Here is a 23,016-nt window from a genome sequence, read left to right as displayed (position 1 = left end):
CCTGATCCGAACCGGGCATGGGAGGAGGAAAGCCGATCCGACTGGCTGAAATCATGCGCTCACCGGATTAACGAGAAGCTAACGCCAACGGCGCCGAGCTCCGAGGCTTCCTCTTCGAGCTACCAGCGCGAGCTGCGACCGGCTTGGCCGTGCTGCCCGCTGCCGGCACCTTCGCCGCCGTCACCGTCGCCTCGACATGGTCGACCAGCGCATCCGGCAAGCCGAGACGGCCGGCAAGCAGGTCGAGATAGCCGCGTTCGGCCCGCGTGTCCGGATCGATGGCAAGACGCGAGGCGGTGTAGAGTTCCAGCTTTTGCGCATCGGTCTTGGCCCCGGCGATCAGCACATCCAGATCGAGCGGCGCCTCCAGTTCCGACATCAGGAATTTCTCCGCTTCGGCGCCGACGCCGGCGAGGCTGAGCTTGCCGGCGATCTTCTGCCGCTCTTCGTCATCGACGTGACCGTCGGCCTTCGCCGCCGAGATCATCGCCCTGACCAGCGTCAGCGTGAATTCGTCTTCGCCCTGCGGCGCTTGCGACGGATGGAAGGCGGTATCGGCCGGCGGCGGCAGCAATTCCGGTTCGCCTGCAGCTTGCGTCTCGGCCGGCGCGTTGCCGTTCTTGTAGTTCTGGTAGGCCTTGTAGGCGAGGCCACCGATCGCAGCCAACCCACCAAGCTTCACCGCCGCACCGGTGACCTGGCGGCCGGGGCCGGTTCCGAGCAGCACCGCAGCCAGCGCACCGGCGGCAAGCGGATTGTCCTTGGCCATCTGCACCGCCTGCCCGGCCTTGTCGCGGACGGTTGATCCGGTGCCGGGAACTTGCGAGCCGAGCAGATCGTCGAGGAGCTTCTTGGGATCGAACATCAATGCCTCCAGAATTGGCCCGGCCAAAGGCGCGCGGGCAGGTTTGCACGTCGAAGACCTAGGTCCCGCAGTTTGACATTACAATGACGCGTGCATCCTTTTGCCCGCTGCCACGCATGACGTTGCACCGACATCTGCTGGGATTTCACGCGGAAATTATAGTGCTGCAGCCTCCATCCGCGTCAAAAAACGCGCGGCGCTGTGGACATCGGACGTGTCGAAACCAGCTTCGACTTCGAGTAATGTCGCGGCATGTCGCTTGAGAGGAGCCTGGCATGACCGATGAGACAGACCGCCAGCCGGCACGCGACCCCAGGAACTGGAGCGCCTGTTGATTTCACGGCAATGGGTCGGAGACATTGACGCCATGGCCGCGCTTTTTGAGCCGCATGCAGTCATCGACATCGGTGGCGGACAGCTGACGTTCGGCCGCGAAGCCATCCGGGGGCTGTTCGCGGAGATCACCGCGACCGGCCGAAAATTTCAGTCCGGAGATCAGCGCCCGGCTATCATCAATGGCGACCTGGCGCTCACCTCGACCCGGCTTCCCGACGGCACCATCACCACCGAGGTCGCGCGCCGGCAGAGCGACGGGACACGGCTGTGGGTCATCGATCGTTTTGCTGTTGCTTGACGTGAAGTTGCTTAACGTGAAGCTAACTTCCGATGTGGCGGTCGCCGCGTGCTTGCGCCAGCTCGACCTGGTGCTGGCGCTCGGCGTAGCGGGCGCGATCTTCGTCCGAGCGGGCATCGAAGCAATGCGGGCATGAAACGCCGGTGGCATATCTCGGCGACAGCCGATCTTCTGCGGCTAGCGGATGCCGACAGGCGCGGCAGAGTTCGGCCTCGCCTTCGACCAGCCCGTGCGATACCGAAACGCGCTCGTCGAAGACGAAGCATTCGCCTTGCCAGAGGCTCTGTTCGGCGGGCACGTCCTCGAGATATTTCAGAATGCCGCCCTCGAGGTGGAACACATCCTTCAAACCGAGCGACTTCACATAGGCCGTCGCCTTCTCGCAGCGTATGCCGCCGGTGCAGAACATGGCGACCTTGCGCCCGTCGAGCTCGTGCCGATGCTGCTCGACCCAGGCCGGGAATTCGCGGAAGCTGCTGGTGGCGGGATCGACAGCGCCCTTGAAGGTGCCGAGCGACACCTCGTAGGCGTTGCGCGTGTCGATGACGATGGTACCCGTATCCGAGATCAGTGCATTCCAGTCGGCCGGCGCAACATAGGTGCCTGCACCTGCCGCCGGATCGATATTGTCCACGCCCATGGTGACGATCTCGCGCTTCAACCGCACCTTCATGCGGTGGAACGGCATCGTTGCGGCGCTGCTGTATTTGATCTCGAGGCCGGCGAGACCGTCGATGGATTCGAGATGATCGATGAGCGCGGCGATTGCCGTTTCACTGCCGGCGACCGTGCCGTTGATGCCCTCACGCGCCAACAGCAGCGTGCCTTTGATGCCGCGCGCACAGCAGAAGGCGGCGAGCGGCGCGCGCAGCGCCTCGAAGGTGTCGAGCCGGGCGAAGCGGTAAAGCGCGGCAACGCGGAAGGCTTGGCTGGACAGTGTCATCACCAAGCCACTAAACGCTCACGACAGCCGGATCAAGGCAGAGCCGGGAGCGGTCAGATCGCGGAAGGTTTCGAACACCACGCGTGACATCGCGACACGCCGCGTTTCGTGGACAGAAAAACCGCCTTCTGCTAACCGGTCGACTTGATCAACAGAGGAGAGACGACGAATGCCCAGCACGACCGAAAAGCTCCTGTCGCTCCTCAACGGCCAGCCGGTCATACCGGTGCTGAAGATCGCCAATCCCGCCGACGCGGTGCCGCTGGCCCGGGCGCTGGCCAGCGGTGGCCTGCCGGTGATCGAGATCACGCTGCGCACCGCCGACGCGCTGGAGGCGATCCGCCGGGTGGCAGGCGAGGTCGAAGACGCGGTCGTCGGCGCCGGCACCATCCTGGACGCCCGGCAGTTCGGCGAGGCGGCGGCCGCCGGCTCGAAGTTCATCGTCAGCCCCGGCATCACCCGCGAGCTTCTCGCGGCAGCCAAGGACAGCGACGTGCCGTTGCTGCCCGGTGCCATCACGCCGGGAGAGGTCATGGCCGCCCGCGAAGCCGGTCTGCGCTTTCTGAAATTCTTCCCGGCCGAACAGTCGGGCGGCATTGCCTCGCTCAAGGCTTTCGCCTCGCCGCTTGCCGACGTGAAATTCTGCCCGACCGGCGGTATCACCGGCAAGAACGCCGCCGACTACCTCAGCCTGCCCAACGTCATCTGCGTCGGCGGTTCCTGGGTGGCGCCGGACGAGCTGGTCAAGGCCGGCAAATGGGACGAGATCGAAGCCTTGGCGCGCGCGGCAAGCAAGCTCGGGCGCTAGCATCTTCTGCATCAAAAGTCGCCGCCGATCTGGCCGATCTGGTTCGCAGGCTGGTTCCCGCTCATGGGCTCGAACCACGATTCACGCCTTCAAAGGGCGCTGTCCTACCATTAGACGAAGCGGGAGAATGCCGACCAGTGGTTAGCATCCCTGGATGAAGGAAGCCAGTGCCGGCGGTGGAGGCCGCGCGGGGTGCCAGCGCAGCCTTTACGATATTTGCCCAGCGCGGCCTACTCGGTCTTGAAGCGGGCAACCGACATGAACTTGACGGCTTTGCCGGTGAACCGGTTTGCGTCGGCCATCTCGTTGCCCGGTTGGAAGCCTATCGTATAGACCTCGCTCGGTGCCGTACGGACGAAGTCGTAGGCGTAGCGCGGCGCCGTTGTCGCATCTGAAACGGTTGCGACATACTCACCGCTGTGCAGCGCCCAACGGGCGGCCTGCGGCGCGGCGGCGACCACCACCGGCTTGGGGCCGGGCTTCAGGTCGCGGGCGGTGGCCCTGGGTTCCTTGCGTGTGGTCTTCACGCCCGCTCCGATGACGGCCGCCGGATCGGAGCCTGCCGGGCGGGCAACGATGGCCTCGCGCGGCGATGCCCCGTCGCTCGATGCCCCGTCGTCGCTCGCCGGTTCCTCGAACACCGATGCTTGCTCGGAAAGCGACGCGACCTTGTATTCGTCGGTCGCGCTGACCCTTTCCAGAACGGCCTTGACCTCGTCGGGCTCTGAACTGTCGGGCCGCGCCGACGGCAATACCGAGAATGCGTCGGTGGCGGTGTTGCTCCGCTCGGCCGCACTCGCCAGCGCCAGCAACACTTGCTTGTCCTGCGGCGCAAGACCCGCCGGCGAAAGATCGGCCGGCAGCGAATGATCGGGCCGCCAGCTCGGCACGGGAATGTTGTTTGCAGCGACCTGCGCCGGGCCGGCCGCAGCAGACGGGTCTGCTATGCCGAACGGAACATTTGCCGGCGCCACACTTGCCGGCGCTTGCGCGGTCGCCACCGCCTGTTCAGTCGATCCAGCCGCATCCGCCACGCCGAACGGAACGTTCTCAGGCGGCTGGGCGCCGACGTCGGTCTTCGGACGCGGAGCAAAATCCGGCAGCGGGATGCTGCGCGCAGGCAATGCCGCGATGATCGTCTCCGGCGTGTCGTTCTCCGGTTCAGGCGCAGGCGCCGGAGCATCGGCGACTTCCGGAATCTGAGCGCGCTTGGCATCCTGAGGCGCCACGATGGCAATGCCAGGCAGGTTGCTGCTCTTGGCGGACGGCGCCGGCTTCACGTTACGGGGCTTTGGCGCCGGCTCGGCCATCGCCACGTCGGCGCTGTCGTCCGCCTCGTCGTCGCCACCGCCGAAGAGGGCTGCCAGGAACCCACGGGATTTTTTGGCACCGCCGCTTGCGCTGGCGAGTTCAATGGCCGGCGCGCCGGCGCCCTTGCGGGCTTTGTAGGAGGCGAGCGCCTGTTGATAGCCAGGCAGCGGCTTGCCGTCGCTCGGCACATGCAGCGTCTTGCCGTTGGGGAACACGCGCGCCAGTTCCTGGCGGCTGATGCCGGGCCAGTGGCGTACATTGCCGACATCCATATGCACGAAGGGCGAGCCGGAGCTGGGATAGTAGCCGACGCCGCCGCCCTGCATCCTGAGGCCGACGTCGCGCAGCTTCTTCAGCGGCACGCCGGGAATATAGAAATCCATCGCCCTGCCGAGCATGTGCTGGCTTTTTTCGGCGACGCCCCTGCTGCGGCTGCGCAGCATCGAATTCGTGGCCGGCGAACGATAGCCGCAGACGACCTGGATGTAATCGGTGGCGCCGCTCTCCCGATACGCTTCCCAGACCAGGTCCAGCAGGCGCGGATCCATCTTGGTCGGCTCGTTGCGGCGCCAGTCGCGCAGGATGATGTTGATCTTTCGCAGGCCCGCCTGGTCGTAGCGGCCATTGCGCTTGTAGACGATCTCCGCCTTTTCATGCGTGTGGAGATGATAGAGCTTCAGCGAACGTGTCTCGGCGCGGGCGCCGGTTGCCGCTGCTGCAAGGAACCCGACAGCAACAATCACCGCTGCCAGCCATCTCGGCCAGACGCTCATGTGATAATGCCGCCCGTTTTCGTGTCGTTCGATTCTGTTCAAATCAAAAGGCCTTGCAGGCTGCCGTTTTGTCCCCGGATTTGACCAAACGGATGCGTGGTGTGTGCATCCGAATATCGATCCTAATGGTTAATCATCGCTTATTGAAGCCGAAATGCGGTAACACGGTGGCGATATCCCGCCAAAAATATTGCGCAGGATATCTTGGTAAACCGCTGGTTTAGATCATGTTTTGGCGCCAGCTCGAAACACGATCTGTTACCGTCCGCCTTAATACGTGAACACAGCGGCGAATACCTCGTTTCGAGGCGTGCTTGCTTCGAATGGATGTCCGGATGAGAACCGGCTTGGCCCTGTGACTCAGGAAGCAAGCCGTTCAACGCGGCCGGTTTCCGGGTCGATGCCGTATTCCTTGAGCTTGCGGTAGAGCGTCGACCGGCCGATGCCGAGGCGGCGGGCGACTTCGCTCATCTGGCCGTTATAGTGATCGATGGCGAGCTTGATCATTTCGAGTTCGACGTCGGCCAGCGCACGCACATTGCCGCGCTCGTCGAGCGCCCGCAGCGTGCCGAAACGAGGCTTGGCTGGTGCATCGGCGTCGGCGGCTGCGATGCCGCCAGCGGCCGATATGTTGTCGCGCGGCTGGCTGCCCGAAGCCACTCCGGAAACTGGCCACCCTGGAGTTGGCCCCCCTGAAGCTGGCCATCCTGGAGCTGGCAAGGCGATACCCGAATCGAGATTGACCGTGCCCTCGACTTGCGCCCGGATCTGCGGGAATTCTTCTTCGGTCAGCATGTCGCCGTCGGCAAGCACCGAAGCCCGGAAGACGGCATTTTCGAGCTGCCTTATGTTGCCCGGCCAGTCATAGGCCTGCAGCATGGCAAGCGCCGCAGCCGAGATGCCCCGCAGGCGGTGGCGCGGATCGGCGGGCGCCACCTTCTCCATGAAGTGCTCGACCAGATAGGGGATGTCGTCGCGACGGTCGCGCAATGGCGGCACGACGATCGGGTAGACGTTCAACCGATAGAACAGATCCTCGCGGAACTTGCCGTCCTTGACCTGCTGCAGCAGGTTGCGATGGGTTGCCGAGATCAGCCTGATGTCGACCCGGATGGTCGAACGCCCGCCGACCGGATCGACCTCGCCGTCCTGCACGGCGCGCAACAGCTTGACCTGCACGTCGAGCGGCAGGTCGCCGATTTCGTCAAGGAACAGCGTGCCGGTGTGCGCTTCGACGAACTTGCCGGTATGTTTTTCGGTGGCGCCGGTGAACGAGCCCTTCTCGTGCCCGAACAGGATCGATTCGACCAGATTGTCGGGGATGGCGCCGCAATTGACGGTGACGAAGGGTTTCGAGCGGCGGTCGCCGCTGCCCTGGACGGCGCGCGCCACCAGTTCCTTGCCGACGCCGGATTCACCTTCGATCAGGATCGGAATGTTGGACGCCGCCGCCTTGCGGCCGAGCCGGATCACCCGATCCATCGCCGGACTGTGGGTGATCATGTCCTTGAATGTCAGATGGCCGCCACGCTGTCGTGACGAGCGCTTCACTTCGCCTTCGAGCGCTTCGACCTTGAGGGCGTTGCCGATCGACGCCTGCAGCCTGTCGGGGGAGGCCGGCTTGACGACGAAGTCGAAGGCGCCGTGACGCATTGCCGAAACGACGGTTTCGATGCCGCCCTGCGCGGTCTGCACGATGACGGGAATGTGGATGCCACGCTCGCGCATCGCCTTCAGCACGCCGATGCCGTCGAGCCCGGGCATCATAAGGTCGAGGATGACCACCGACACGTCGCGCGCATTGGGTCCGTCGACAAACTCGAGACCCGCCTCGCCGCCATCGGCGACGATCGCGGTGTGGCCGAATTTCGTCACCGCCGCCTCGAGAAGCCTGCGCTGCACGGGATCGTCATCGACTATGAGTATGGAAGCTGCCATGACTGATCCGACCGTGCCCGCCCGAGAATGCGCCCTATGGATCATCTTGGCACAGGGTTCTAAATAAGCTTTCAAAAAACCCGGTGAATGAATTCCTTAGGATTTGACCGGCTTCTCGTTTCCTCGAATTTTTGTGTCTGGAAGGATCGGCAATGCGCATGGTTTTTGCTCGAAAGCTGGCGGCGGCGCCCGGTCAGGGCGTGGCGCAGCTTGGCGACCTGCCGGAATGGAATCTGGCCGATCTCTATTCGGGCATGGAAGCGCCCGAGTTGAAGCGCGACATCGCCAAGGCCGCCGCCGATGCCATCGCCTTCGAGAGCCGTTGGAAAGGCACGCTCGCCGCCGAGGCCGGGCGTGGCAGCGCCGGCAGGCTGGGCGAGGCGCTTCAGGCCTATGAAGCGCTGGAGGAGCTGATCGGCCGCATCGTCTCCTATGCCGGGCTTGTCTATGCCGGCAACACGTCGGATCCGCAGCGCGCCAAGCTCTATGGCGACATCCAGGAAAAGATGACCGATGCCAGCGCGCACCTGCTGTTTTTCGCGCTCGAGCTGAACCTCATCGACGATGGCGCGATCGAAAACGCACTCGCCGCCGATCCGGCCTTCGCCCATTACCGGCCCTGGGTGCTCGATCTGCGCAAGGACAAGCCCTATCAGCTCGAAGACCGCATCGAGCAGCTCTTCCATGAAAAATCGATCACCGGGCGCGGGGCCTGGAACCGCCTGTTCGACGAGACGATGACCGATTTGCGCTTCGACGTCGACGGCGAGGAGCTGACGCTGGAGCCGGCGCTCAATCGCCTGCAGGACGCAGACAGCGAGGTGCGCCGCCGGGCGTCCGAGGCGTTGGCCACGACCTTCCGCAAGAATTTGCGCGTCTTTACGCTGGTCACCAACACGCTGGCCAAGGACAAGGAGATTTCTGACCGCTGGCGCGGCTTCGAGGACATTGCCGATTCCCGCCACCTCGCCAACCGCGTCGAACGCAGCGTGGTGGATGCACTCGCCGCGGCGGTTCGCGACGCCTATCCGCGCCTGTCGCATCGCTATTACGCGATGAAGGCGCGCTGGCTCGGCATGGAGGTGATGAACCACTGGGACCGCAATGCGCCATTGCCCGAGACCCCACAGGCGGTCATCGGCTGGGACGAGGCCAAGAACACCGTGCTTTCCGCCTACCAGCGCTTTTCGCCCGACATGGCGGAGATCGCCAGAACTTTCTTCGACCGCAACTGGATCGATGCACCGGTGAGACCCGGCAAGTCGCCTGGCGCCTTCGCGCATCCGACCGTGCCTTCGGCGCATCCCTATGTGCTGCTCAACTACATGGGCAAGCCGCGCGACGTGATGACGCTGGCGCACGAGCTCGGCCACGGCGTGCACCAGGTGCTGGCCGGCGGCCAAGGCGCCTTGATGGCGTCGACGCCGCTGACGCTGGCCGAAACCGCATCGGTGTTCGGCGAGATGCTGACCTTCCGCTCGCTGCTCGAGCAGACCACCGACAAGCGCGAACGCAAGGCCATGCTCGCCCAGAAGGTCGAGGACATGATCAACACGGTCGTGCGCCAGATCGCCTTCTACGAGTTCGAGCGCAAAGTGCATGCCGAGCGCAGGAGCGGCGAACTGACCTCCGACAAGCTCGGCCAGTTCTGGTTGGAAGTGCAGGCGGAAAGCCTCGGGCCGGCGATCAAGCTGCGCGAAGGGTACGAGATTTTCTGGACCTATATCCCGCACTTCATCCACTCGCCTTTCTACGTCTATGCCTACGCATTTGGCGATTGCCTGGTGAACTCGCTCTACGCGGTCTACCAGAACGCCGAGCGCGGCTTTCAGGAGAAATATTTTGCCATGCTGCGCGCCGGCGGCACCAAGCATCATTCCGAGCTTCTAGCGCCGTTCGGCCTCGACGCGGCCGACCCTGCCTTCTGGCAGATCGGGCTTGGCGTGATCAGCGGACTGATCGACGAGCTGGAAGCACTGGACAATTGATGCGCAAGACTGGGTGATGCGCAACACCGGATGACCGGCTTTCCAGAACAGTTTAGCAGCAATGCATATTGGCGATGGTTCTATTCTTGTCTTGGTTATTTGTTCTTAAATAACTTTCCATGGAAGTTTTCCGTTAGATTCCCGTAAGCTGTATGATAGCGTCCGCCCTCAAGCTCAGCCGGGCACGAATGGATCCGTCGGAAAATCCCGACCGGCCATGGCGTGTCGGCGGATGCGACAACGGTTGTTGGCTAGGGGCAAACCGGTCGCCGACAGCTCGATCGAAGCCGGCTGTTCTGCAAATTGCGGAACCACCATCGAATGGTCCTTCGCCGAGGTCATGGCTCTACAGGCCAGGGCGGACGGATCGGACTGGAGAGAGAGAAAGACAATGGGCACTTTTTTCTACATGCTCCTGGCGTTCCTGGTAGGTGTGTTGGTTGGCTGGTTCATTTGGGGACGCCTGCGTGGCGAACTCGACAGTTTGCGCGGCGATCTAGACCGCACGCGCAGCGAACGCGACAGATTGCGCGCCGATAGCGACCGTCTGACCGGTGAGTTGGATGCATGCGGCCGCGCCCGCGCCGATCTCGAACGCCGGCTGGGCGAGGCGAAAACCACCCAGGCGCCAACCGCGAAGGCGGCAACAGCCAAGGCGCCAGCCGCCAAGACCGGCGCGACCAAAGCCGCGATGCAGGCGCCGTCAACGCTGATGTCGACATCCGCACCGGCCAAACCGGCGCCGAAGAAATCTGCAACGGCCAAAGCCGCGGCTGCGCCGCGCGCAACTGCCGCCAAACCGGCAACGCCGAAACCGGCCGCATCGAAAGCGACCACCGCGCCCAAGACTGTGCCAGTGGCAAGCAAGGCTGCGCCGGCAAGCAAGACCGCGCCAGCGGCAAAGAAAGCCGCGACCGGCAAGGCAACAGCCGCGGCAGCAGGCAATGCCAACGATCTGCGTCGCCTGATCGGCATCGGCCCGACCAACGAGCGGCTGCTCAAAGGGCTTGGGGTCACGACCTATGCCCAGATCGCCGCCTGGACACCCGACGATGTCAAGCGGATCGAGGCGACGTTGAATTTCGACGGCCGTATCGAACGTGAACGCTGGATCGAGCAGGCGAAACTGCTTGCCGCCGGCGACGAAAAGGAATTTGCGCGCCGCTTCCCGACCGCGGGAGAAGCAAGCAACACCTGATCCATCGCAGGCTGCATCTGGAACAAGGCGGCGCCCTCTGGCGCCGCTTTTGTTTTTGCCGCCGCCGCGCCTTTGCGTCTTGAGACGCCGTTCCCTCGATTGCGCACGGTCGAGCCCCCATATAGATCGATCGCTGGTGACCGCAGCATCCGAGCCTTATGTCCCTGCCCCTGCCCTTTGCAATTTTCAGGAACGACGAGACCGCGCGGCAGCTCGTTTTCGACCGGCCGGCCGAGATAATCGCAGCGCATGGCGAGGCGGATTTTTTGCCGGCGCTGGAAGCCGCGCAGGCTGCACATGACGGCGGCAAATGGCTGGCCGGTTATTTCTCCTACGAGGCCGGTTACCTGCTCGAACCCAAGCTCGTTCCGCTGCTGCCGGCCGGCCGCCGCGCCCCGCTTTTTTGCCTCGGCGTGTTCGATGCGCCGGTCGAGGAGACGGTCGCGCCAGGCGATCTGCCGGCTAGCAACGGCCCAATCTTCGACGCCAAGGCAGCCTGGTCTTCGGACGACTACGCCAAACGCTTTGCCAGGCTGCATGACCACATCCGCAAGGGCGACTGCTACCAGGGCAATCTGACCTTTCCGGTCCATGCGCAATGGTCGGGCGATCCGCTGGTCGCCTTCAACGCGCTGACCGAACGCCAGCCGGTGAAGTATGGGGCGCTGGTCGCGCTCGGCGATCCGATCGTCTTGTCGCGTTCGCCCGAACTGTTCTTCGAGGTGGACGCGGAAGGCATGATCGAGACGCATCCGATGAAGGGCACCGCGCCGCGCGGGGCAACAAAAGCCGAGGACGATCGCCTGAAAGCGTTCTTGCGCAACGACGAGAAGAACCAGGCCGAGAACCGGATGATTGTCGATCTCCTGCGCAACGACATTTCACTGATCAGCGAGGTTGGCACGCTCGATGTGCCGGAGCTTTTCCGCATCGAGAGCTACCCGACCGTCCACCAGATGGTGAGCCGCGTGCGGGCGAAACTCCTGCCCGGCCTCGCCATCCGCCAGATTTTCGCCGCGCTGTTCCCCTGCGGCTCGATTACCGGCGCACCGAAGATCCGCGCCATGGAGATCCTGCGCGAGCTGGAAAGTGGCCCGCGCGATGTCTATTGCGGCGCCATAGGCTGGATCGCGCCTGGCGGCCGGATGCGCTTTTCGGTGGCGATCCGCACCATCTCGCTCTTTGCCAATGGCGAGGCGGTCTACAATGTCGGCGGTGGCGTCGTCTTCGATTCGACAGCCGAAGAGGAGTACCAGGAGTGTCTGCTGAAAGCCCGTTTCGCGACGGGAACACTGCCGATTTCGAACTGATCGAAACAATGCGCTGGGAACCCGGCTCGGGTTTCGTCCGTTTCGACCGCCATCTCGCGCGGCTTTACGGCTCGGCAAGCGAACTCGGTTTCGCCTGCGATCCGCAAAGGGTCGGCGAAGCGCTGATGAATGCGGTCGGCCGCCAGCAGATCGCGTTGCGCACTCGCCTCGTCCTGTCGCGCAAGGGCGAAGTCGCGGTTTCGGCGCAGCCTTACGAGCCGCTCGCCGCAGACAAGGTCTGGACACTTCAACTGGCACGGGTGCGGCTTGATTCGAGCGACATGCTGCTGCGCCACAAGACCAGCCGCCGACAAACCTATACGCGCGCCCGCGCCGAATATCTCGCCAGCCGCGCCGACGAGGTGCTGCTCGCCAATGAGCGCGGCGAAATCTGCGAGGGCACGATCACCAATGTCTTTGCCGATTTCGGTGACGGCGTGCTGGCCACGCCGCGGCTCGATTGCGGCCTGCTGCCTGGCGTCCTGCGCGGCGAACTGCTGGATCAAGGCCGCGCCGGTGAAGCGGTCTACACGTGGAACGAATTGAAATCGGCCAAGGCGCTGTTCGTCGGCAACTCGCTGCGCGGATTGATCCCGGCGCGGCTGGGCTGAAGCATCTGGAGACAACAATGTTCGTGGTTTCGCTGAACTACAAGGTGCCGCTGACCGAGATCGACCGCCTGCAGCAAGCGCATGTCGAATGGCTGAAGGCCTGCTACGCGGAAGGTATCTTTGTCGCCTCCGGGCCAAAGCGGCCAAGGACCGGCGGCATCATCATCGCGCGCGGTCCACGCGAGGAGCTCGATGCCAGACTGGCGGACGATCCCTTCGCCAAGGCAGGTGCCGCCGATTACGAAATCACCGAATTCACGGCGAGAATGGCCGCCGCCGCGCTGGAAGCCTACAAAGAAGCATGAGTTTCCGCCCCCCGACCCACACACCCTATGACGGCTCGTCGAAACTCTTCACCATCGGGCTGAAGCCGCTCAATCTCGATAGCTGGATCGAGGTCGACGAATATCTGCTGCCCTATCTTGCCGAAAAACGCCGGCTTTACGCGGAAATTCCCGGCAAGGTTTTTGTCGAGGAGCAAACAACGCGCGACGCTCAGCGCGAAGTGCTCGATCTGCTCGGTACGCATCTGGCGGCGAACTTTCCTGAGACCCACAGGCGTACCGACAATGCGATCGAGGTGATCGGCGGCACCGACGATCTCGAAGGCTCGGGCACCGCAGCTTCTTTCAGCGATGCGCCGCTTGTCGCGGCCTCGCTGCTTGTGCAGGAGGATTTGATCCTGATGCGCCGCGACGAGAGCGGCTGGCGTCTGGCCGCCGGCTCGCTCTGCTTCCCGTCGTCATGGTCGCTGACCGAAAAATTCGGCAAGCCGCTGCAGCAGATCCACGCGCCGGTACCGGGTTTCGGCCCTGGCACACGCCCGGCCGATCTCATCAACCGCATGTTCGACGGCCTCCAGGGCCAAGCCGTCGAGCGCTACAACTGGTCGATCCAGGCGGGCGGCGCGCTCTACCATCCGCTCTCCAACCTCGAACGCATCGACCGCGCCAGCAGTCGCCCGTCGAGATTCCCGGACGGCGACATCGACGCCCATGTCTTTATCCGGGTCGAGCGGCAGACGCTGAGAAAGCTCCCCGTTTCGGGCGACGTACTCTTCACCATCCGCATCCATCTCGACCCGCTCGCCGTGCTGGAACGCCACCCCGGCCGCGCGGCGCTCGCGGCGTCCTTGGCCGAACAACTTCTGGCGCTGGACGAGGCACAACTCGACTACAAGGGGATGACCGCCGACCGTGACCGGCTGGTGGAAAAACTGAAAATGATCGCTTGGGGGAACAATGATCCAGCATCTTAGCAGGCCGGTCACGTTCATGGCCGCGATCCTGGTACTGTCGACAGCAGCCGAGGCGGAGCCGGTGACTTATGCCGGCAAGCTTGGAAAGAGCGATATCGTCGTCGAATTCACCGGCGACCCCGCGGCGCCCGGCGGCCCGCTGGCCGGCCGCTATTTCTACCGCTCGAAGGGCATCGACATCCCGCTGCAGGCCAGGTCGCAGCAGGGCAGCACGTTCGAACTGGCCGAGGAGGAGGCATGCGGCGCCGATAATTGCGATGAAAGGCCGCGCCGATCGCCGCTGTGTGGCGCCTGGCCTCATCCAGTAACGGCAAGACCCTTGAAGGCAGCTGGAACGGAAAGAAGGCGCTGCCGCTCAGATTGGAACGGGTCGCAAGTCGGCAAGTGACCGGGAACGAGCCCAGCACCCCGCTCGATCTCTACGATTTCAGCTTCATGAAGTTCTTCGGCAATGACACGCCGCTCACCATGGAAACGTCCCCTTATGACTATCTGCGGATGGACACTCAGCTCGATAACGGCAAGACGACTGGTTGGCCGGACGCAACCTACCGCTATGTCGTCGACCCCCGCACCAGGTTTGCCACGCCGCGCATTGTCGAACTGTCCGGCGACGTTCCGATCGAGGTCGCGAATGCTCTGCTGCAAGAGAGGCACTGGCGCGCAAACATTGGCGCACTGGGCTGCCTGGCGGCGCAATATGCCGGTTTCAACGAAGGCGGGCCGATTGACGGTATGAACGACGGCACGCTCGGCGGCTATGAGGACAGCACATTCGAAGTGACCTCGCTGACGCCGCGGCTGATGAGCTGGCGGGAGTCCGGCAGCATCTTCTGCGGCGGAGCGCATCCGACCAACTATTCGGACGCCTACATCATGGATGTGCGGCGCGGCGTCCTGCTTGGCCTTCAGGACATTTTCTCGGATACGGTGGATGGCAAGCCCGGTCCTTCCCTGGCCTCCTTCGTCAAGCAGCGGCGCAAGAAACCGATCGATCAGACCGATATCGATCACGAAGCCGAATGCGGCATGGACGATCTCATCGGCGAATATCTAGCGGTCAGCCTCTGGCGTGAGGGCGACAAGCAGGTTCTGGTTTTCGGGCTCCAGACCCTGCCGCATGCCATCCAGGCCTGCGCCGACGATCTGCTGGAACTGCCGGTCTCCGAGGCACGTGACCTCTTCAAGCCTGAATTCGCAAGACTGGTCGAGCCGTAGCCGGGATGGCGCGGTGTAACGCCGGCCGTCCGCTTTTCGCTTTATTGTGACAATGATCTATGGTTTGTCGCGCCGCGGCCAAGCCGCTGTTCCGAAGCGTTTTTTGAGGGAGTAATCGATAAATGGCGAATGAAAACTGGCCCGTTTACGGTGAGATCACCGGCCCTGTAGTGATGATCGGCTTCGGCTCGATCGGACGGGGAACGCTGCCGCTGATCGAGCGCCATTTCAAATTCGACAAGTCGCGCATGACGGTCATCGACCCGCGCGACACCGACCGTAAATTGCTCGACGAGCGCGGCATCACCTTCATGCAGGATGCGGTGACCAAAAAGAACTACAAGAAGCTGCTGACACCACTTTTGACCAATGGCGGCGGCCAGGGCTTTTGCGTCAACCTGTCGGTCGACACTTCCTCGCTTGAGCTGATGAAGCTCTGCCGCAAGCTTGGCGTCCTCTATATCGACACGGTGGTCGAACCCTGGCTCGGCTTTTATTTCGACGAGAAGGCCGACAACGCCTCACGCACCAACTATGCGCTGCGCGAGACCGTACGTACTGAAATCGCGAAGAACCCGGGCGGCACCACGGCGATCTCGTGCTGCGGCGCCAATCCGGGCATGGTCTCGTGGTTCGTCAAGCAGGCACTGGTCAATCTCGCCACAGATCTTGGCCTCGACTTCTCGGAACCCGCGCAGCACGATCGCGAAGGCTGGGCCAGGCTGATGAAGAAGGCCGGCGTCAAGGGCATCCATATCGCCGAGCGCGACACCCAGCGCACCAAGAAGCCCAAGCCGATGAACGTGTTCTGGAACACCTGGTCGGTCGAAGGCTTCATTTCGGAAGGGCTGCAGCCGGCCGAGCTCGGCTGGGGCACGCATGAGGCGTGGATGCCGAAGAACGCCAAAAGCCACAAGAACGGTTCGAAGGCCGCGATCTATCTGGAGCAGCCCGGCGCCAATACACGCGTGCGCACATGGTGTCCGACGCCCGGCCCGCAATACGGTTTCCTGGTGACACACAACGAAGCGATCTCGATTGCCGATTTTTTCACGCTGCGCGGCAAGAAGGGCAAGGTGCAATACCGGCCGACCTGCCATTACGCCTATCATCCCTGCAACGACGCCGTGCTGTCGCTGCACGAGATGTTCGGTGTCGCCGGCAAGGCTCAGCCCGTGCATCACGTGCTCGACGAAAATGAACTGGTCGATGGCGTCGACGAACTCGGCGTGCTGCTCTACGGCCACGCCAAGAACGCCTACTGGTACGGCTCGCAGCTGTCGCTGGCCGAGGCGCGCAAGCTGGCGCCCTATCAGAACGCCACCGGCATGCAGGTCACGTCGGCGGTGCTGGCCGGCATGGTCTGGGCGCTGGAAAATCCCGAGGCCGGCATCGTCGAGGCCGACGAGATGGATTACAAGCGCTGCCTCGACGTGCAGGGCCCCTATCTCGGGCCGGTCAGGAGCTATTATACCGACTGGACACCGCTCGACAATCGGCCTGGTCTGTTTCCCGAGGATCTCGATACCAAAGACCCGTGGCAATTCCGCAACATCCTCGTTCGATAGCAGCGTTGCCTCGACACTCGGCCAGCTTGCAATCGCCCGGAAATCGGGCGATTGAAGAGGGGCGGCCGAGAGCCACGTGCGTCCATTTGGACGCACAAAGTACGCTCTAGCACTTTGAATGTGCGCATCGTGCTTTCCGAAAATCGGATCGATTTTCGGGCCGATGCGAGAGGAGAGGATCTTGAAGATGACGATTGCGCAAAGACTGCTTTCGGCTGGCATTGCCGCGGCCGCTACGGTCGCGTTGGCGGCCTGCACGACAACCGGCCCAGGCGAGCCGCCGGTGATCACGGCCAAGGGGGTTGAAGGCTCCTGGATCGACGCGCAGGGCACGGGCTTGTCCACCTTCAAGGGCGGCAGCTTCGCGACCGTCGCAACCGACACCGGCCAGAAGCTTGCCGACGGCAGCTACACCATGACCGGCGGCACCTCGGTCGAGATTCATGGCACTTCGCTGATCCGCCAGACGCCGATCAGCTTCAACTGCCTGATGGTCTCCACCAGCCAGCTCAATTGCACCAGCGCGAGCGGGCAGAATTTTGTGCTGACCAGGCGCACCTGAAATCCGATTCCGAATTTACTTTGCACAAGGGCGGCGGCTTCAAGCCGCCGTCTTCTTGCGCCGGCAAAGCTGATGCCGATTTCCGCTTGCATCGACTGAAACGCGATGTGAACATAGCCCAAGAGGGCTGTTACATCCCAGTCAAACAAGAGCGTTAAACGCCTCTGGTCAAGTTATCCGGGAGACGAGAATGAAGAAGATTGCTGCCATCGCCGCGCTGTCGGCATCGGCGCTTGGCCTGTCGGCAGGGGTATCCTTTGCCGACTACACGCTCAACATCCTGCACATCAACGACTGGCATAGCCGCATCGAGAGCAACAACAAGTACGAATCGACCTGCTCGGCCGAGGAGGAGACCAAGGGCGAATGCGTCGGCGGCGCCGGCCGCCTGGTCACCGCGATCGCGCAGGAGCGCAAGAAGCTGGAAGGCCAGAACGTGCTGCTGCTCAGCGCCGGCGACAATTTCCAGGGCTCGCTCTTCTACACGACCTACAAAGGCAAGACCGAAGGCGAATTCCTCAACCAGATGAAATTCGATGCCGAGGCTCTCGGCAACCATGAGTTCGACGATGGCGAGTCGGCGCTGGCGCCGTTTCTCGACATGATCCAGTTTCCGGTGCTCGGCGCCAATGTGAAGGCCAATGCGCAATCCAAGCTCGGCGACCGCGTCAAGCCGTCGATCGTGGTCGAGGTCGGCGGCCAGAAGATCGGCATCGTCGGCGCGGTCACCAACGACACGCCGGAGCTTGCCACCCCTGGCCCGAACATTGCCATCGAAGACGACGTCAAGTCGATCACCGCTGAGGTCGAGAAACTGAAGCGAGAGGGCGTCAACAAGATCATCGCGGTCACCCATATCGGCTACAAGCGCGAGCGCGACGTGATCGCCAAGATCCCGGGCGTCGACGTGGTGGTCGGCGGCCACAGCCATTCGCTGCTGTCCAACACCGACCCCAAGGCGGAAGGCCCATATCCGACGATGGTCGACAATCCGGACGGTTACAAAGTGCCGGTCGTGCAGGCGGCGTCCTATTCGAAATATCTCGGCGAATTCAAGGTCGTGTTCGACGACAACGGCGTCGTCAAGGAGGCAAGCGGCGATCCCATCCATCTCGACAAATCGATCACGCCCGACCCCGCCGTGCTTGCCCGCATCAAGGAACTCGGCGCGCCGATCGAGGCCTTGAAGAACAAGGAAGTCGCCGAGACCACCAAGGCGATCGACGGCAGTCGCGAAAACTGCCGCGCCCGCGAATGCGAGATGGGCAATCTGGTCTCCGACGCCGTCCTCGACCGGGTCAAGGGCCAAGGTGTCGAGATCGTCATCTCGAATGGCGGCGGCTTGCGCGCCTCCATCGACCAGGGCACCGTCACCATGGGCGAGGTTCTCACCGTCCTGCCGTTTCAGAATACTCTGGCGACCTTCCAGATCTCCGGCAAGGATTTGGTTGCCGGCCTCGAAAGCGGCCTCAGCCAGGTCGAGGACGGCGCCGGGCGCTTCCCGCAAGTTGCCGGCCTGAAATATGCGTTCGACAAATCGGCGCCGCCTAACGGACGCGTCAAATCGGTCGAGGTCATGGAAGGCGGCGCCTGGACGCCGATTAAGCCGGACAAGGATTACCTGGTCGCCACCAACAACTATGTCCGCCAGGGCGGCGACGGCTACAAGGTGTTCGCCGAGAAGGCCAAGAACGCCTATGATTACGGCCCGGGGCTGGAACAGGTCGTCGCCGACTACCTAGGCGCGCACCGGCCCTATACGCCGAAGCTCGACGGCCGCATCACCGAGATCGCCGCGACCGTAGCCCCGGCCGCAGAACCTGCCAACCCTGCCGAACCGCCAAAACCTGCCGAGGCTGCGCCGGCAAAGCCCGTTGAGCCGGCAATGCCCGAAATGCCGGCCGGCTCCGGCGACATTTCCAAGACGCCGCCGGCCGTCCCGGCTGAAACAGCGCCGGCACCCGCACCCGCCGAGCCGGCCCAGCCGGCGGCACCTGCGGCTCCGGCCACACCGGCTCCGGCGACCCCTGTTCCGGCTGAGCCGGCACCGGCCGAAAGCAGCCATGTGATCGTCGCCGGCGATACCTATTGGGATCTCGCGGTGAAGGCTTATGGCGACGGCACCAAATGGAAAATAATCTCCGATGCCAACAAAGCCTACGAGCCACGCCGCCTTCCGGTCGGCGCAACCTTGACGATCCCGGCGGCCTCGAAGTAATCCGGCCGCAGGAACGCAATGCACCCGCCCGGCAGACCGGGCGGGTGTTGCATTTCTGGAATAAGGTGCGGCCAGACGCAGCATTTGAAAACCAGCGCGGCATCGCTACTTTCGCCGCGGCACCGTTGGTTCGCGGTGTTGGAGAACCTCATGGCGCTTGCCAACCCTGCTGAAATCAAAGCCGAGAAGACTGCCGCCTCGCCGTCGGCAGGGCGCCCTCTGGTCAGGACCGGCAAGGTCGGTGTCATGCTGATCAATCTCGGCACCCCGGACGGCACCGGCTTCAAGCCGATGTGGCGCTACCTCCGGGAGTTCCTGTCCGATCCGCGCGTCATCGAGCTCAACAAGGCGATCTGGTATCCGATCCTCTACGGCGTGGTCCTCACCACCCGGCCGAAGAAATCAGGGGCCAACTATGCCAGGATATGGAACCGGGAGCGCAACGAGTCGCCGCTGCGAACCTACACCCGCGCCCAGGCCGAGAAGCTCGGGCTCGCGCTCGGCGAGCTACCCAATGTCGTCGTCGACTGGGCGATGCGCTACGGCAACCCTTCGACCGAGAGCGTGGCCGAGAGACTGGTCGAGCAAGGCTGCGACCGCATCCTGTCTTTCCCGCTCTATCCGCAATATTCGGCGACGACGACTGCGACTGCCAACGACCAGCTGTTTCGCGCCCTGATGAAGATGCGCCGCGCCCCGGCCATTCGCAGCGTGCCACCCTATTACAACGAGCCGGCCTATATCGAGGCGCTCACCCGTTCGATCGAAAAGCATCTGGCGAGCCTCGACTTCGAACCGGAAATTGTCATCGCTTCCTATCACGGCATTCCGAAACCCTATTCCGACAAGGGCGACCCCTACCACGCCCATTGCCTCGAGACGACCCGACTGCTGCGCGAAAAGCTCGGCTGGGATGAAAACAAGCTGATTACCACCTTCCAGTCGCGCTTCGGCGCGCAGGAGTGGCTGCAGCCCTACACCGACAAGACGGTCGAAAGACTAGGGCGCGAAGGCGTGAAATCGGTCGCCATCGTCAATCCAGGATTTTCCGTCGACTGCATCGAGACGCTGGACGAGATCGGCAGGGAAGCGTCCGAGACCTTCCATCATGCCGGCGGCGAAAAGTTCGCACACATCCCTTGCCTCAACGACAGTGCCGAGGGCATGGCGGTGATCGAGGCGATGGTGCGGCGCGAGCTGTCCGGCTGGGCCTGAACAGATCACCCGTCTATGCACCCGCAATCCGTGATCACCTGATTGTAACATTGCTGAAACACACTTAAGTGTTTGATGGGAATCGGTCGCGTGGAATATCCAACATGGCCGGCCTTTGAGGGGAGAGCCAAATGGGTTTCAGTGGTTTTGATATCGCGCTTCTTGTTCTTGTCGCCCTTGTCGTGCTGGTGCTTATCAAGGGCTTCCGAACAATTCCGCAAGGCTATAATTATACCGTCGAACGTTTTGGCCGTTACACCAAGACATTGAACCCAGGCCTCAACCTGATCGTGCCTTTCGTCGACCGTGTCGGCGCCAAGATGAACATGATGGAGCAGGTGCTCGACGTTCCGACGCAGGAGATCATCACCCGCGACAATGCCACCGTTGCCGTCGATGGCATCGCCTTCTATCAGGTGCTCAACGCGGCGCAGGCCGCCTACCAGGTCTCCGGCCTGCAGAATGCGATTCTCAATCTCACGATGACCAACATCCGCACCGTGATGGGCTCGATGGACCTCGACGAACTTTTGTCGAACCGCGACGCCATCAACGAGCGCCTGCTGCGCGTCGTTGACGAGGCGGCGCATCCCTGGGGCATCAAGATCACTCGTGTCGAGATCAAGGACATCAACCCGCCGGCCAATCTCGTCGAATCGATGGGCCGACAGATGATGGCCGAGCGCAATAAGCGCGCGCAGATCCTCGCCGCCGAAGGCCTCAAGCAATCGCAGATCCTGGAGGCCGAAGGGCGCAAGGAAGCCGCCTTCCGCGACGCCGAGGCGCGCGAGCGCTCGGCCGAGGCTGAAGCACGCGCCACGCAGGTGGTGTCGGAGGCGATTTCCAAAGGCGACGTGCAGGCGCTCAACTACTTCGTCGCGCTGAAATACACCGAAGCGCTGACCAAGATCGGCTCAGCGACAAATAGCAAGCTCGTGCTGATGCCGATGGAGGCCTCATCGCTGATCGGCACGCTCGGCGGTATTGGCGAAATCGCCAAGGAAGTTTTCCGAAGCGAAGGCACCGCCGGTGCCGCACGACAGGCTGCCCGCCCGCCGGTCGTTCGTCCGAGCGAAACCTGAGGCCACAGCCATGCTCGACCGCATTGTTTCCGAACTCGGCCCGTGGAGCTGGATGGTCCTCGGCTTCGTCCTGCTGGTAATGGAGGTCATCGCGCCGGGCATTTTCATGCTGTGGATCGGCATTGCCGCGCTATTGATCGGCGTCGTCTCACTGCTCATCTGGGATGCCGGTTTCTGGACCTGGCAAGTCCAGGTCCTCGCCTTCCTCGCGCTGTCGCTGGTCTCGGCCTATGTCGGCAAGCGGCTGGTGGGCGGGCGCCATGATGAAACCGACCAGCCCCTGCTCAACCGTCGCGGCGCACAGATGGTCGGCCGGACGGCGACCCTTGCCGAGGCGATCAAGGACGGGCGCGGCCGCGTAAAGCTGGGCGACACGTTGTGGCGCGTCTCCGGCCCTGACCTGCCGGCCGGCACGCAAGTGCGCGTGACGGGCGCCGCTGATACCGACCTGGAACTGACGGTCGAGGCGGTCTAGAAGCCTGCTAGGCAGCACCGATGCGCAGCAGGTCGTGCAGATGGACGAGCCCGATCGGCCGCCTGCCTTCGACCACCATCAGGCTGGTGATAGCCGAGTCGTTGATCGTCTGCAGCGCCGTCGCAACAAGCGTGTCGGGCGCGGCCATTTTCGGCTCTCTGGTCATCACCTGATCGACGCTCATTGCCAGGAGATCGCTGCCGATATGGCGCCTGATGTCGCCATCGGTGATGATGCCGATCAGCTTGCCGTCCGCGGCAGTCACGGCCACGCAGCCAAACCCCTTGCGCGACAATTCGAGGATTGCCTCGCGCATGCCGGTACCTGACGATACCAGCGGCAGCCTGTCGCCGACATGCATGATCTCGCGGATCTGCGTCAGGTTGGCTCCGAGCTGGCCGCCGGGATGGAACGTGCGGAAATGGTCCGGGGTGAAGCCGCGTGCCTCGAGCAGCGCTATGGCCAGCGCATCGCCCATCACCATTTGCAGCAGCGTCGAGGTCGTCGGCGCAAGCCCGTGCGGACAGGCTTCCGGTGCTCGCGGCAGCAGAAGCACCACGTCGGCCGCGCGCGCCAGCGCCGATTTTTCGCCCGCGGTGACCGCGACCAGCGGGATCGAGAAGCGCCTCGAATAGGCGATGATGCCCTTGAGCTCGAGGCTTTCCCCCGACCACGACAGCGCGATGATGGCGTCGTTCCTGGCGATCATGCCGAGGTCGCCGTGATTGGCTTCGGCAGGGTGAACGAAGAAGGCCGGCGTGCCGGTCGAGGCGAGCGTTGCGGCGATCTTCGAGCCGATATGGCCGCTTTTGCCGACCCCGGTGACGATGACGCGGCCATCGATCTGCGACACCATGCCGACGGCTCGTGCGAACGGCTCGGCCAGCCCGTTTTCGAGAGCGTCTGCCAGTGCCGCGACGCCGGCCTGCTCCGTCGCCACGGTTCTCAGCGCCGAGGCAATCGCGGCCTGCCCGTCATGCCGCTTCCTGTCTGGGGATTTCACGTCCATGGACGATGCGATTAGCGCTTCGGCGCGCGCCT

Annotated in this window: 22 protein-coding genes and 1 tRNA gene; 16 read left to right on the top strand and 7 right to left on the bottom strand. The window is 63.3% G+C overall.

The window, feature by feature from the left end:
* Positions 1-67: 67 nt before the first annotated feature.
* Positions 68-865 carry a tellurite resistance TerB family protein gene (locus tag NKI97_RS02240; RefSeq protein ID WP_352448205.1) on the bottom strand — a complete coding sequence of 266 codons (798 nt, stop codon included), beginning with the start codon at positions 863-865 and terminating at the stop codon, positions 68-70.
* 367 nt (positions 866-1,232) lie between these two features.
* Between NKI97_RS02240 and NKI97_RS02235 the strand changes: the two genes are divergently transcribed.
* A complete protein-coding gene (locus NKI97_RS02235) occupies positions 1,233-1,499 on the top strand; it encodes a Cif family virulence factor (protein WP_352448206.1) in 267 nt (88 codons plus the stop codon).
* Between the two features lie 22 nt (positions 1,500-1,521).
* Here the strand turns inward: NKI97_RS02235 and trhO are convergent, their stop codons facing one another.
* Together trhO and NKI97_RS02225 are read right to left on the bottom strand one after the other, a co-directional pair.
* On the bottom strand, positions 1,522-2,442 hold the full coding sequence (gene trhO / locus NKI97_RS02230; RefSeq protein WP_352448207.1) for an oxygen-dependent tRNA uridine(34) hydroxylase TrhO: 921 nt from the start codon (positions 2,440-2,442) through the stop codon (positions 1,522-1,524).
* Positions 2,443-2,460: 18 nt separating this feature from the next.
* Entirely contained in the window at positions 2,461-2,622 is a 162-nt protein-coding gene (locus NKI97_RS02225) for a hypothetical protein (protein ID WP_352448208.1), read from the bottom strand.
* On the opposite strand from NKI97_RS02225, the gene NKI97_RS02220 reads away from it, so the two are divergent.
* Positions 2,612-3,250, top strand: coding sequence for a 2-dehydro-3-deoxy-phosphogluconate aldolase (locus NKI97_RS02220; RefSeq protein ID WP_352448209.1), 639 nt, complete (start codon positions 2,612-2,614; stop codon positions 3,248-3,250). The genes NKI97_RS02225 and NKI97_RS02220 overlap by 11 nt on opposite strands.
* Positions 3,251-3,301: 51 nt before the next feature.
* On the opposite strand, the gene NKI97_RS02215 is transcribed toward NKI97_RS02220, so the two are convergent.
* The 3 genes from NKI97_RS02215 to NKI97_RS02205 form a co-directional block, all read right to left on the bottom strand.
* Positions 3,302-3,375, bottom strand: a tRNA-Gln gene (locus NKI97_RS02215).
* 105 nt (positions 3,376-3,480) lie between these two features.
* Entirely contained in the window at positions 3,481-5,334 is a 1,854-nt protein-coding gene (gene mepK / locus NKI97_RS02210; RefSeq protein WP_352832448.1) for a peptidoglycan L,D-endopeptidase MepK, read from the bottom strand.
* A gap of 360 nt (positions 5,335-5,694) precedes the next feature.
* Positions 5,695-7,272, bottom strand: a complete 1,578-nt coding sequence (locus NKI97_RS02205; RefSeq protein ID WP_352832445.1) for a sigma-54-dependent transcriptional regulator — start codon at positions 7,270-7,272, stop codon at positions 5,695-5,697.
* A gap of 152 nt (positions 7,273-7,424) precedes the next feature.
* Between NKI97_RS02205 and NKI97_RS02200 the strand changes: the two genes are divergently transcribed.
* From NKI97_RS02200 to NKI97_RS02135, 14 genes are all read left to right on the top strand, one after another.
* Positions 7,425-9,260 (top strand): M3 family oligoendopeptidase, encoded by a 1,836-nt coding sequence (locus NKI97_RS02200; protein WP_352742847.1) that lies wholly within the window; start codon positions 7,425-7,427, stop codon positions 9,258-9,260.
* 391 nt (positions 9,261-9,651) lie between these two features.
* Positions 9,652-10,458 (top strand): helix-hairpin-helix domain-containing protein, encoded by an 807-nt coding sequence (locus NKI97_RS02195; protein ID WP_352742849.1) that lies wholly within the window; start codon positions 9,652-9,654, stop codon positions 10,456-10,458.
* Positions 10,459-10,616: 158 nt separating this feature from the next.
* Positions 10,617-11,768 (top strand): aminodeoxychorismate synthase component I, encoded by a 1,152-nt coding sequence (locus NKI97_RS02190; RefSeq protein ID WP_352588086.1) that lies wholly within the window; start codon positions 10,617-10,619, stop codon positions 11,766-11,768.
* Positions 11,717-12,379: an aminotransferase class IV family protein gene (locus NKI97_RS02185; protein WP_352682523.1), complete on the top strand. Its 663-nt coding sequence runs from the start codon at positions 11,717-11,719 to the stop codon at positions 12,377-12,379. The genes NKI97_RS02190 and NKI97_RS02185 overlap by 52 nt, the downstream gene beginning before the upstream one ends.
* A gap of 17 nt (positions 12,380-12,396) precedes the next feature.
* On the top strand, positions 12,397-12,684 hold the full coding sequence (locus NKI97_RS02180; protein ID WP_352682521.1) for a YciI family protein: 288 nt from the start codon (positions 12,397-12,399) through the stop codon (positions 12,682-12,684).
* The gene (locus tag NKI97_RS02175; RefSeq protein ID WP_352742852.1) at positions 12,681-13,637 is read left to right on the top strand and encodes a heme-dependent oxidative N-demethylase family protein; all 957 of its coding nucleotides are present in this window, start codon (positions 12,681-12,683) and stop codon (positions 13,635-13,637) included. Before NKI97_RS02180 ends, NKI97_RS02175 begins: the two co-directional genes overlap by 4 nt.
* On the top strand, positions 13,621-14,025 hold the full coding sequence (locus tag NKI97_RS02170) for a hypothetical protein (protein ID WP_352832440.1): 405 nt from the start codon (positions 13,621-13,623) through the stop codon (positions 14,023-14,025). The genes NKI97_RS02175 and NKI97_RS02170 overlap by 17 nt, the downstream gene beginning before the upstream one ends.
* Positions 14,022-14,855 carry a hypothetical protein gene (locus NKI97_RS02165; protein WP_352742856.1) on the top strand — a complete coding sequence of 278 codons (834 nt, stop codon included), beginning with the start codon at positions 14,022-14,024 and terminating at the stop codon, positions 14,853-14,855. Before NKI97_RS02170 ends, NKI97_RS02165 begins: the two co-directional genes overlap by 4 nt.
* 122 nt (positions 14,856-14,977) lie before the next feature.
* Positions 14,978-16,423, top strand: a complete 1,446-nt coding sequence (locus NKI97_RS02160; protein ID WP_352448220.1) for a homospermidine synthase — start codon at positions 14,978-14,980, stop codon at positions 16,421-16,423.
* Positions 16,424-16,610: 187 nt separating this feature from the next.
* Positions 16,611-16,985, top strand: a complete 375-nt coding sequence (gene omp10 / locus NKI97_RS02155; protein ID WP_023720183.1) for an outer membrane lipoprotein Omp10 — start codon at positions 16,611-16,613, stop codon at positions 16,983-16,985.
* Positions 16,986-17,175: 190 nt separating this feature from the next.
* Positions 17,176-19,203: a 5'-nucleotidase C-terminal domain-containing protein gene (locus tag NKI97_RS02150; RefSeq protein WP_352832437.1), complete on the top strand. Its 2,028-nt coding sequence runs from the start codon at positions 17,176-17,178 to the stop codon at positions 19,201-19,203.
* Positions 19,204-19,353: 150 nt separating this feature from the next.
* Positions 19,354-20,418 carry a ferrochelatase gene (gene hemH, locus NKI97_RS02145; protein ID WP_352448222.1) on the top strand — a complete coding sequence of 355 codons (1,065 nt, stop codon included), beginning with the start codon at positions 19,354-19,356 and terminating at the stop codon, positions 20,416-20,418.
* 131 nt (positions 20,419-20,549) lie between these two features.
* On the top strand, positions 20,550-21,500 hold the full coding sequence (locus tag NKI97_RS02140; RefSeq protein WP_352448223.1) for an SPFH domain-containing protein: 951 nt from the start codon (positions 20,550-20,552) through the stop codon (positions 21,498-21,500).
* A gap of 10 nt (positions 21,501-21,510) precedes the next feature.
* The gene (locus tag NKI97_RS02135; RefSeq protein WP_352832434.1) at positions 21,511-21,975 is read left to right on the top strand and encodes an NfeD family protein; all 465 of its coding nucleotides are present in this window, start codon (positions 21,511-21,513) and stop codon (positions 21,973-21,975) included.
* 7 nt (positions 21,976-21,982) lie between these two features.
* Here NKI97_RS02135 and NKI97_RS02130 read toward each other — a convergent pair whose 3' ends face one another.
* A complete protein-coding gene (locus NKI97_RS02130) occupies positions 21,983-22,984 on the bottom strand; it encodes a KpsF/GutQ family sugar-phosphate isomerase (protein ID WP_023675389.1) in 1,002 nt (333 codons plus the stop codon).
* Positions 22,985-23,016: the final 32 nt, after the last annotated feature.

It is taken from the genome of Mesorhizobium sp. M0296 (assembly GCF_040321675.1).
Taxonomy (GTDB): Bacteria; Pseudomonadota; Alphaproteobacteria; order Rhizobiales; family Rhizobiaceae; genus Mesorhizobium.
The sequence above is the reverse complement of the archived record's forward strand: the minus strand, read 5'-3'. Positions and strand labels throughout refer to the sequence as shown.

What these genes read in the sequence shown, in the direction of transcription:
- NKI97_RS02140 (WP_352448223.1), top strand. Translation starts at nt 20,550, where the DNA reads ATGGGTTTCAGTGGTTTTGATATCGCGCTTCTTGTTCTTGTCGCCCTT.
- NKI97_RS02150 (WP_352832437.1), top strand. Translation starts at nt 17,176, where the DNA reads ATGAAGAAGATTGCTGCCATCGCCGCGCTGTCGGCATCGGCGCTTGGC.
- omp10 (WP_023720183.1), top strand. Translation starts at nt 16,611, where the DNA reads ATGACGATTGCGCAAAGACTGCTTTCGGCTGGCATTGCCGCGGCCGCT.
- NKI97_RS02180 (WP_352682521.1), top strand. Translation starts at nt 12,397, where the DNA reads ATGTTCGTGGTTTCGCTGAACTACAAGGTGCCGCTGACCGAGATCGAC.
- NKI97_RS02135 (WP_352832434.1), top strand. Translation starts at nt 21,511, where the DNA reads ATGCTCGACCGCATTGTTTCCGAACTCGGCCCGTGGAGCTGGATGGTC.
- NKI97_RS02175 (WP_352742852.1), top strand. Translation starts at nt 12,681, where the DNA reads ATGAGTTTCCGCCCCCCGACCCACACACCCTATGACGGCTCGTCGAAA.
- NKI97_RS02205 (WP_352832445.1), bottom strand. Translation starts at nt 7,272, where the DNA reads ATGGCAGCTTCCATACTCATAGTCGATGACGATCCCGTGCAGCGCAGG.
- NKI97_RS02200 (WP_352742847.1), top strand. Translation starts at nt 7,425, where the DNA reads ATGCGCATGGTTTTTGCTCGAAAGCTGGCGGCGGCGCCCGGTCAGGGC.
- NKI97_RS02240 (WP_352448205.1), bottom strand. Translation starts at nt 865, where the DNA reads ATGTTCGATCCCAAGAAGCTCCTCGACGATCTGCTCGGCTCGCAAGTT.
- NKI97_RS02130 (WP_023675389.1), bottom strand. Translation starts at nt 22,984, where the DNA reads ATGGACGTGAAATCCCCAGACAGGAAGCGGCATGACGGGCAGGCCGCG.
- hemH (WP_352448222.1), top strand. Translation starts at nt 19,354, where the DNA reads ATGGCGCTTGCCAACCCTGCTGAAATCAAAGCCGAGAAGACTGCCGCC.
- NKI97_RS02170 (WP_352832440.1), top strand. Translation starts at nt 13,621, where the DNA reads ATGATCCAGCATCTTAGCAGGCCGGTCACGTTCATGGCCGCGATCCTG.
- trhO (WP_352448207.1), bottom strand. Translation starts at nt 2,442, where the DNA reads ATGACACTGTCCAGCCAAGCCTTCCGCGTTGCCGCGCTTTACCGCTTC.
- NKI97_RS02195 (WP_352742849.1), top strand. Translation starts at nt 9,652, where the DNA reads ATGGGCACTTTTTTCTACATGCTCCTGGCGTTCCTGGTAGGTGTGTTG.
- NKI97_RS02235 (WP_352448206.1), top strand. Translation starts at nt 1,233, where the DNA reads ATGGCCGCGCTTTTTGAGCCGCATGCAGTCATCGACATCGGTGGCGGA.
- NKI97_RS02160 (WP_352448220.1), top strand. Translation starts at nt 14,978, where the DNA reads ATGGCGAATGAAAACTGGCCCGTTTACGGTGAGATCACCGGCCCTGTA.
- NKI97_RS02190 (WP_352588086.1), top strand. Translation starts at nt 10,617, where the DNA reads ATGTCCCTGCCCCTGCCCTTTGCAATTTTCAGGAACGACGAGACCGCG.
- mepK (WP_352832448.1), bottom strand. Translation starts at nt 5,334, where the DNA reads ATGAGCGTCTGGCCGAGATGGCTGGCAGCGGTGATTGTTGCTGTCGGG.
- NKI97_RS02220 (WP_352448209.1), top strand. Translation starts at nt 2,612, where the DNA reads ATGCCCAGCACGACCGAAAAGCTCCTGTCGCTCCTCAACGGCCAGCCG.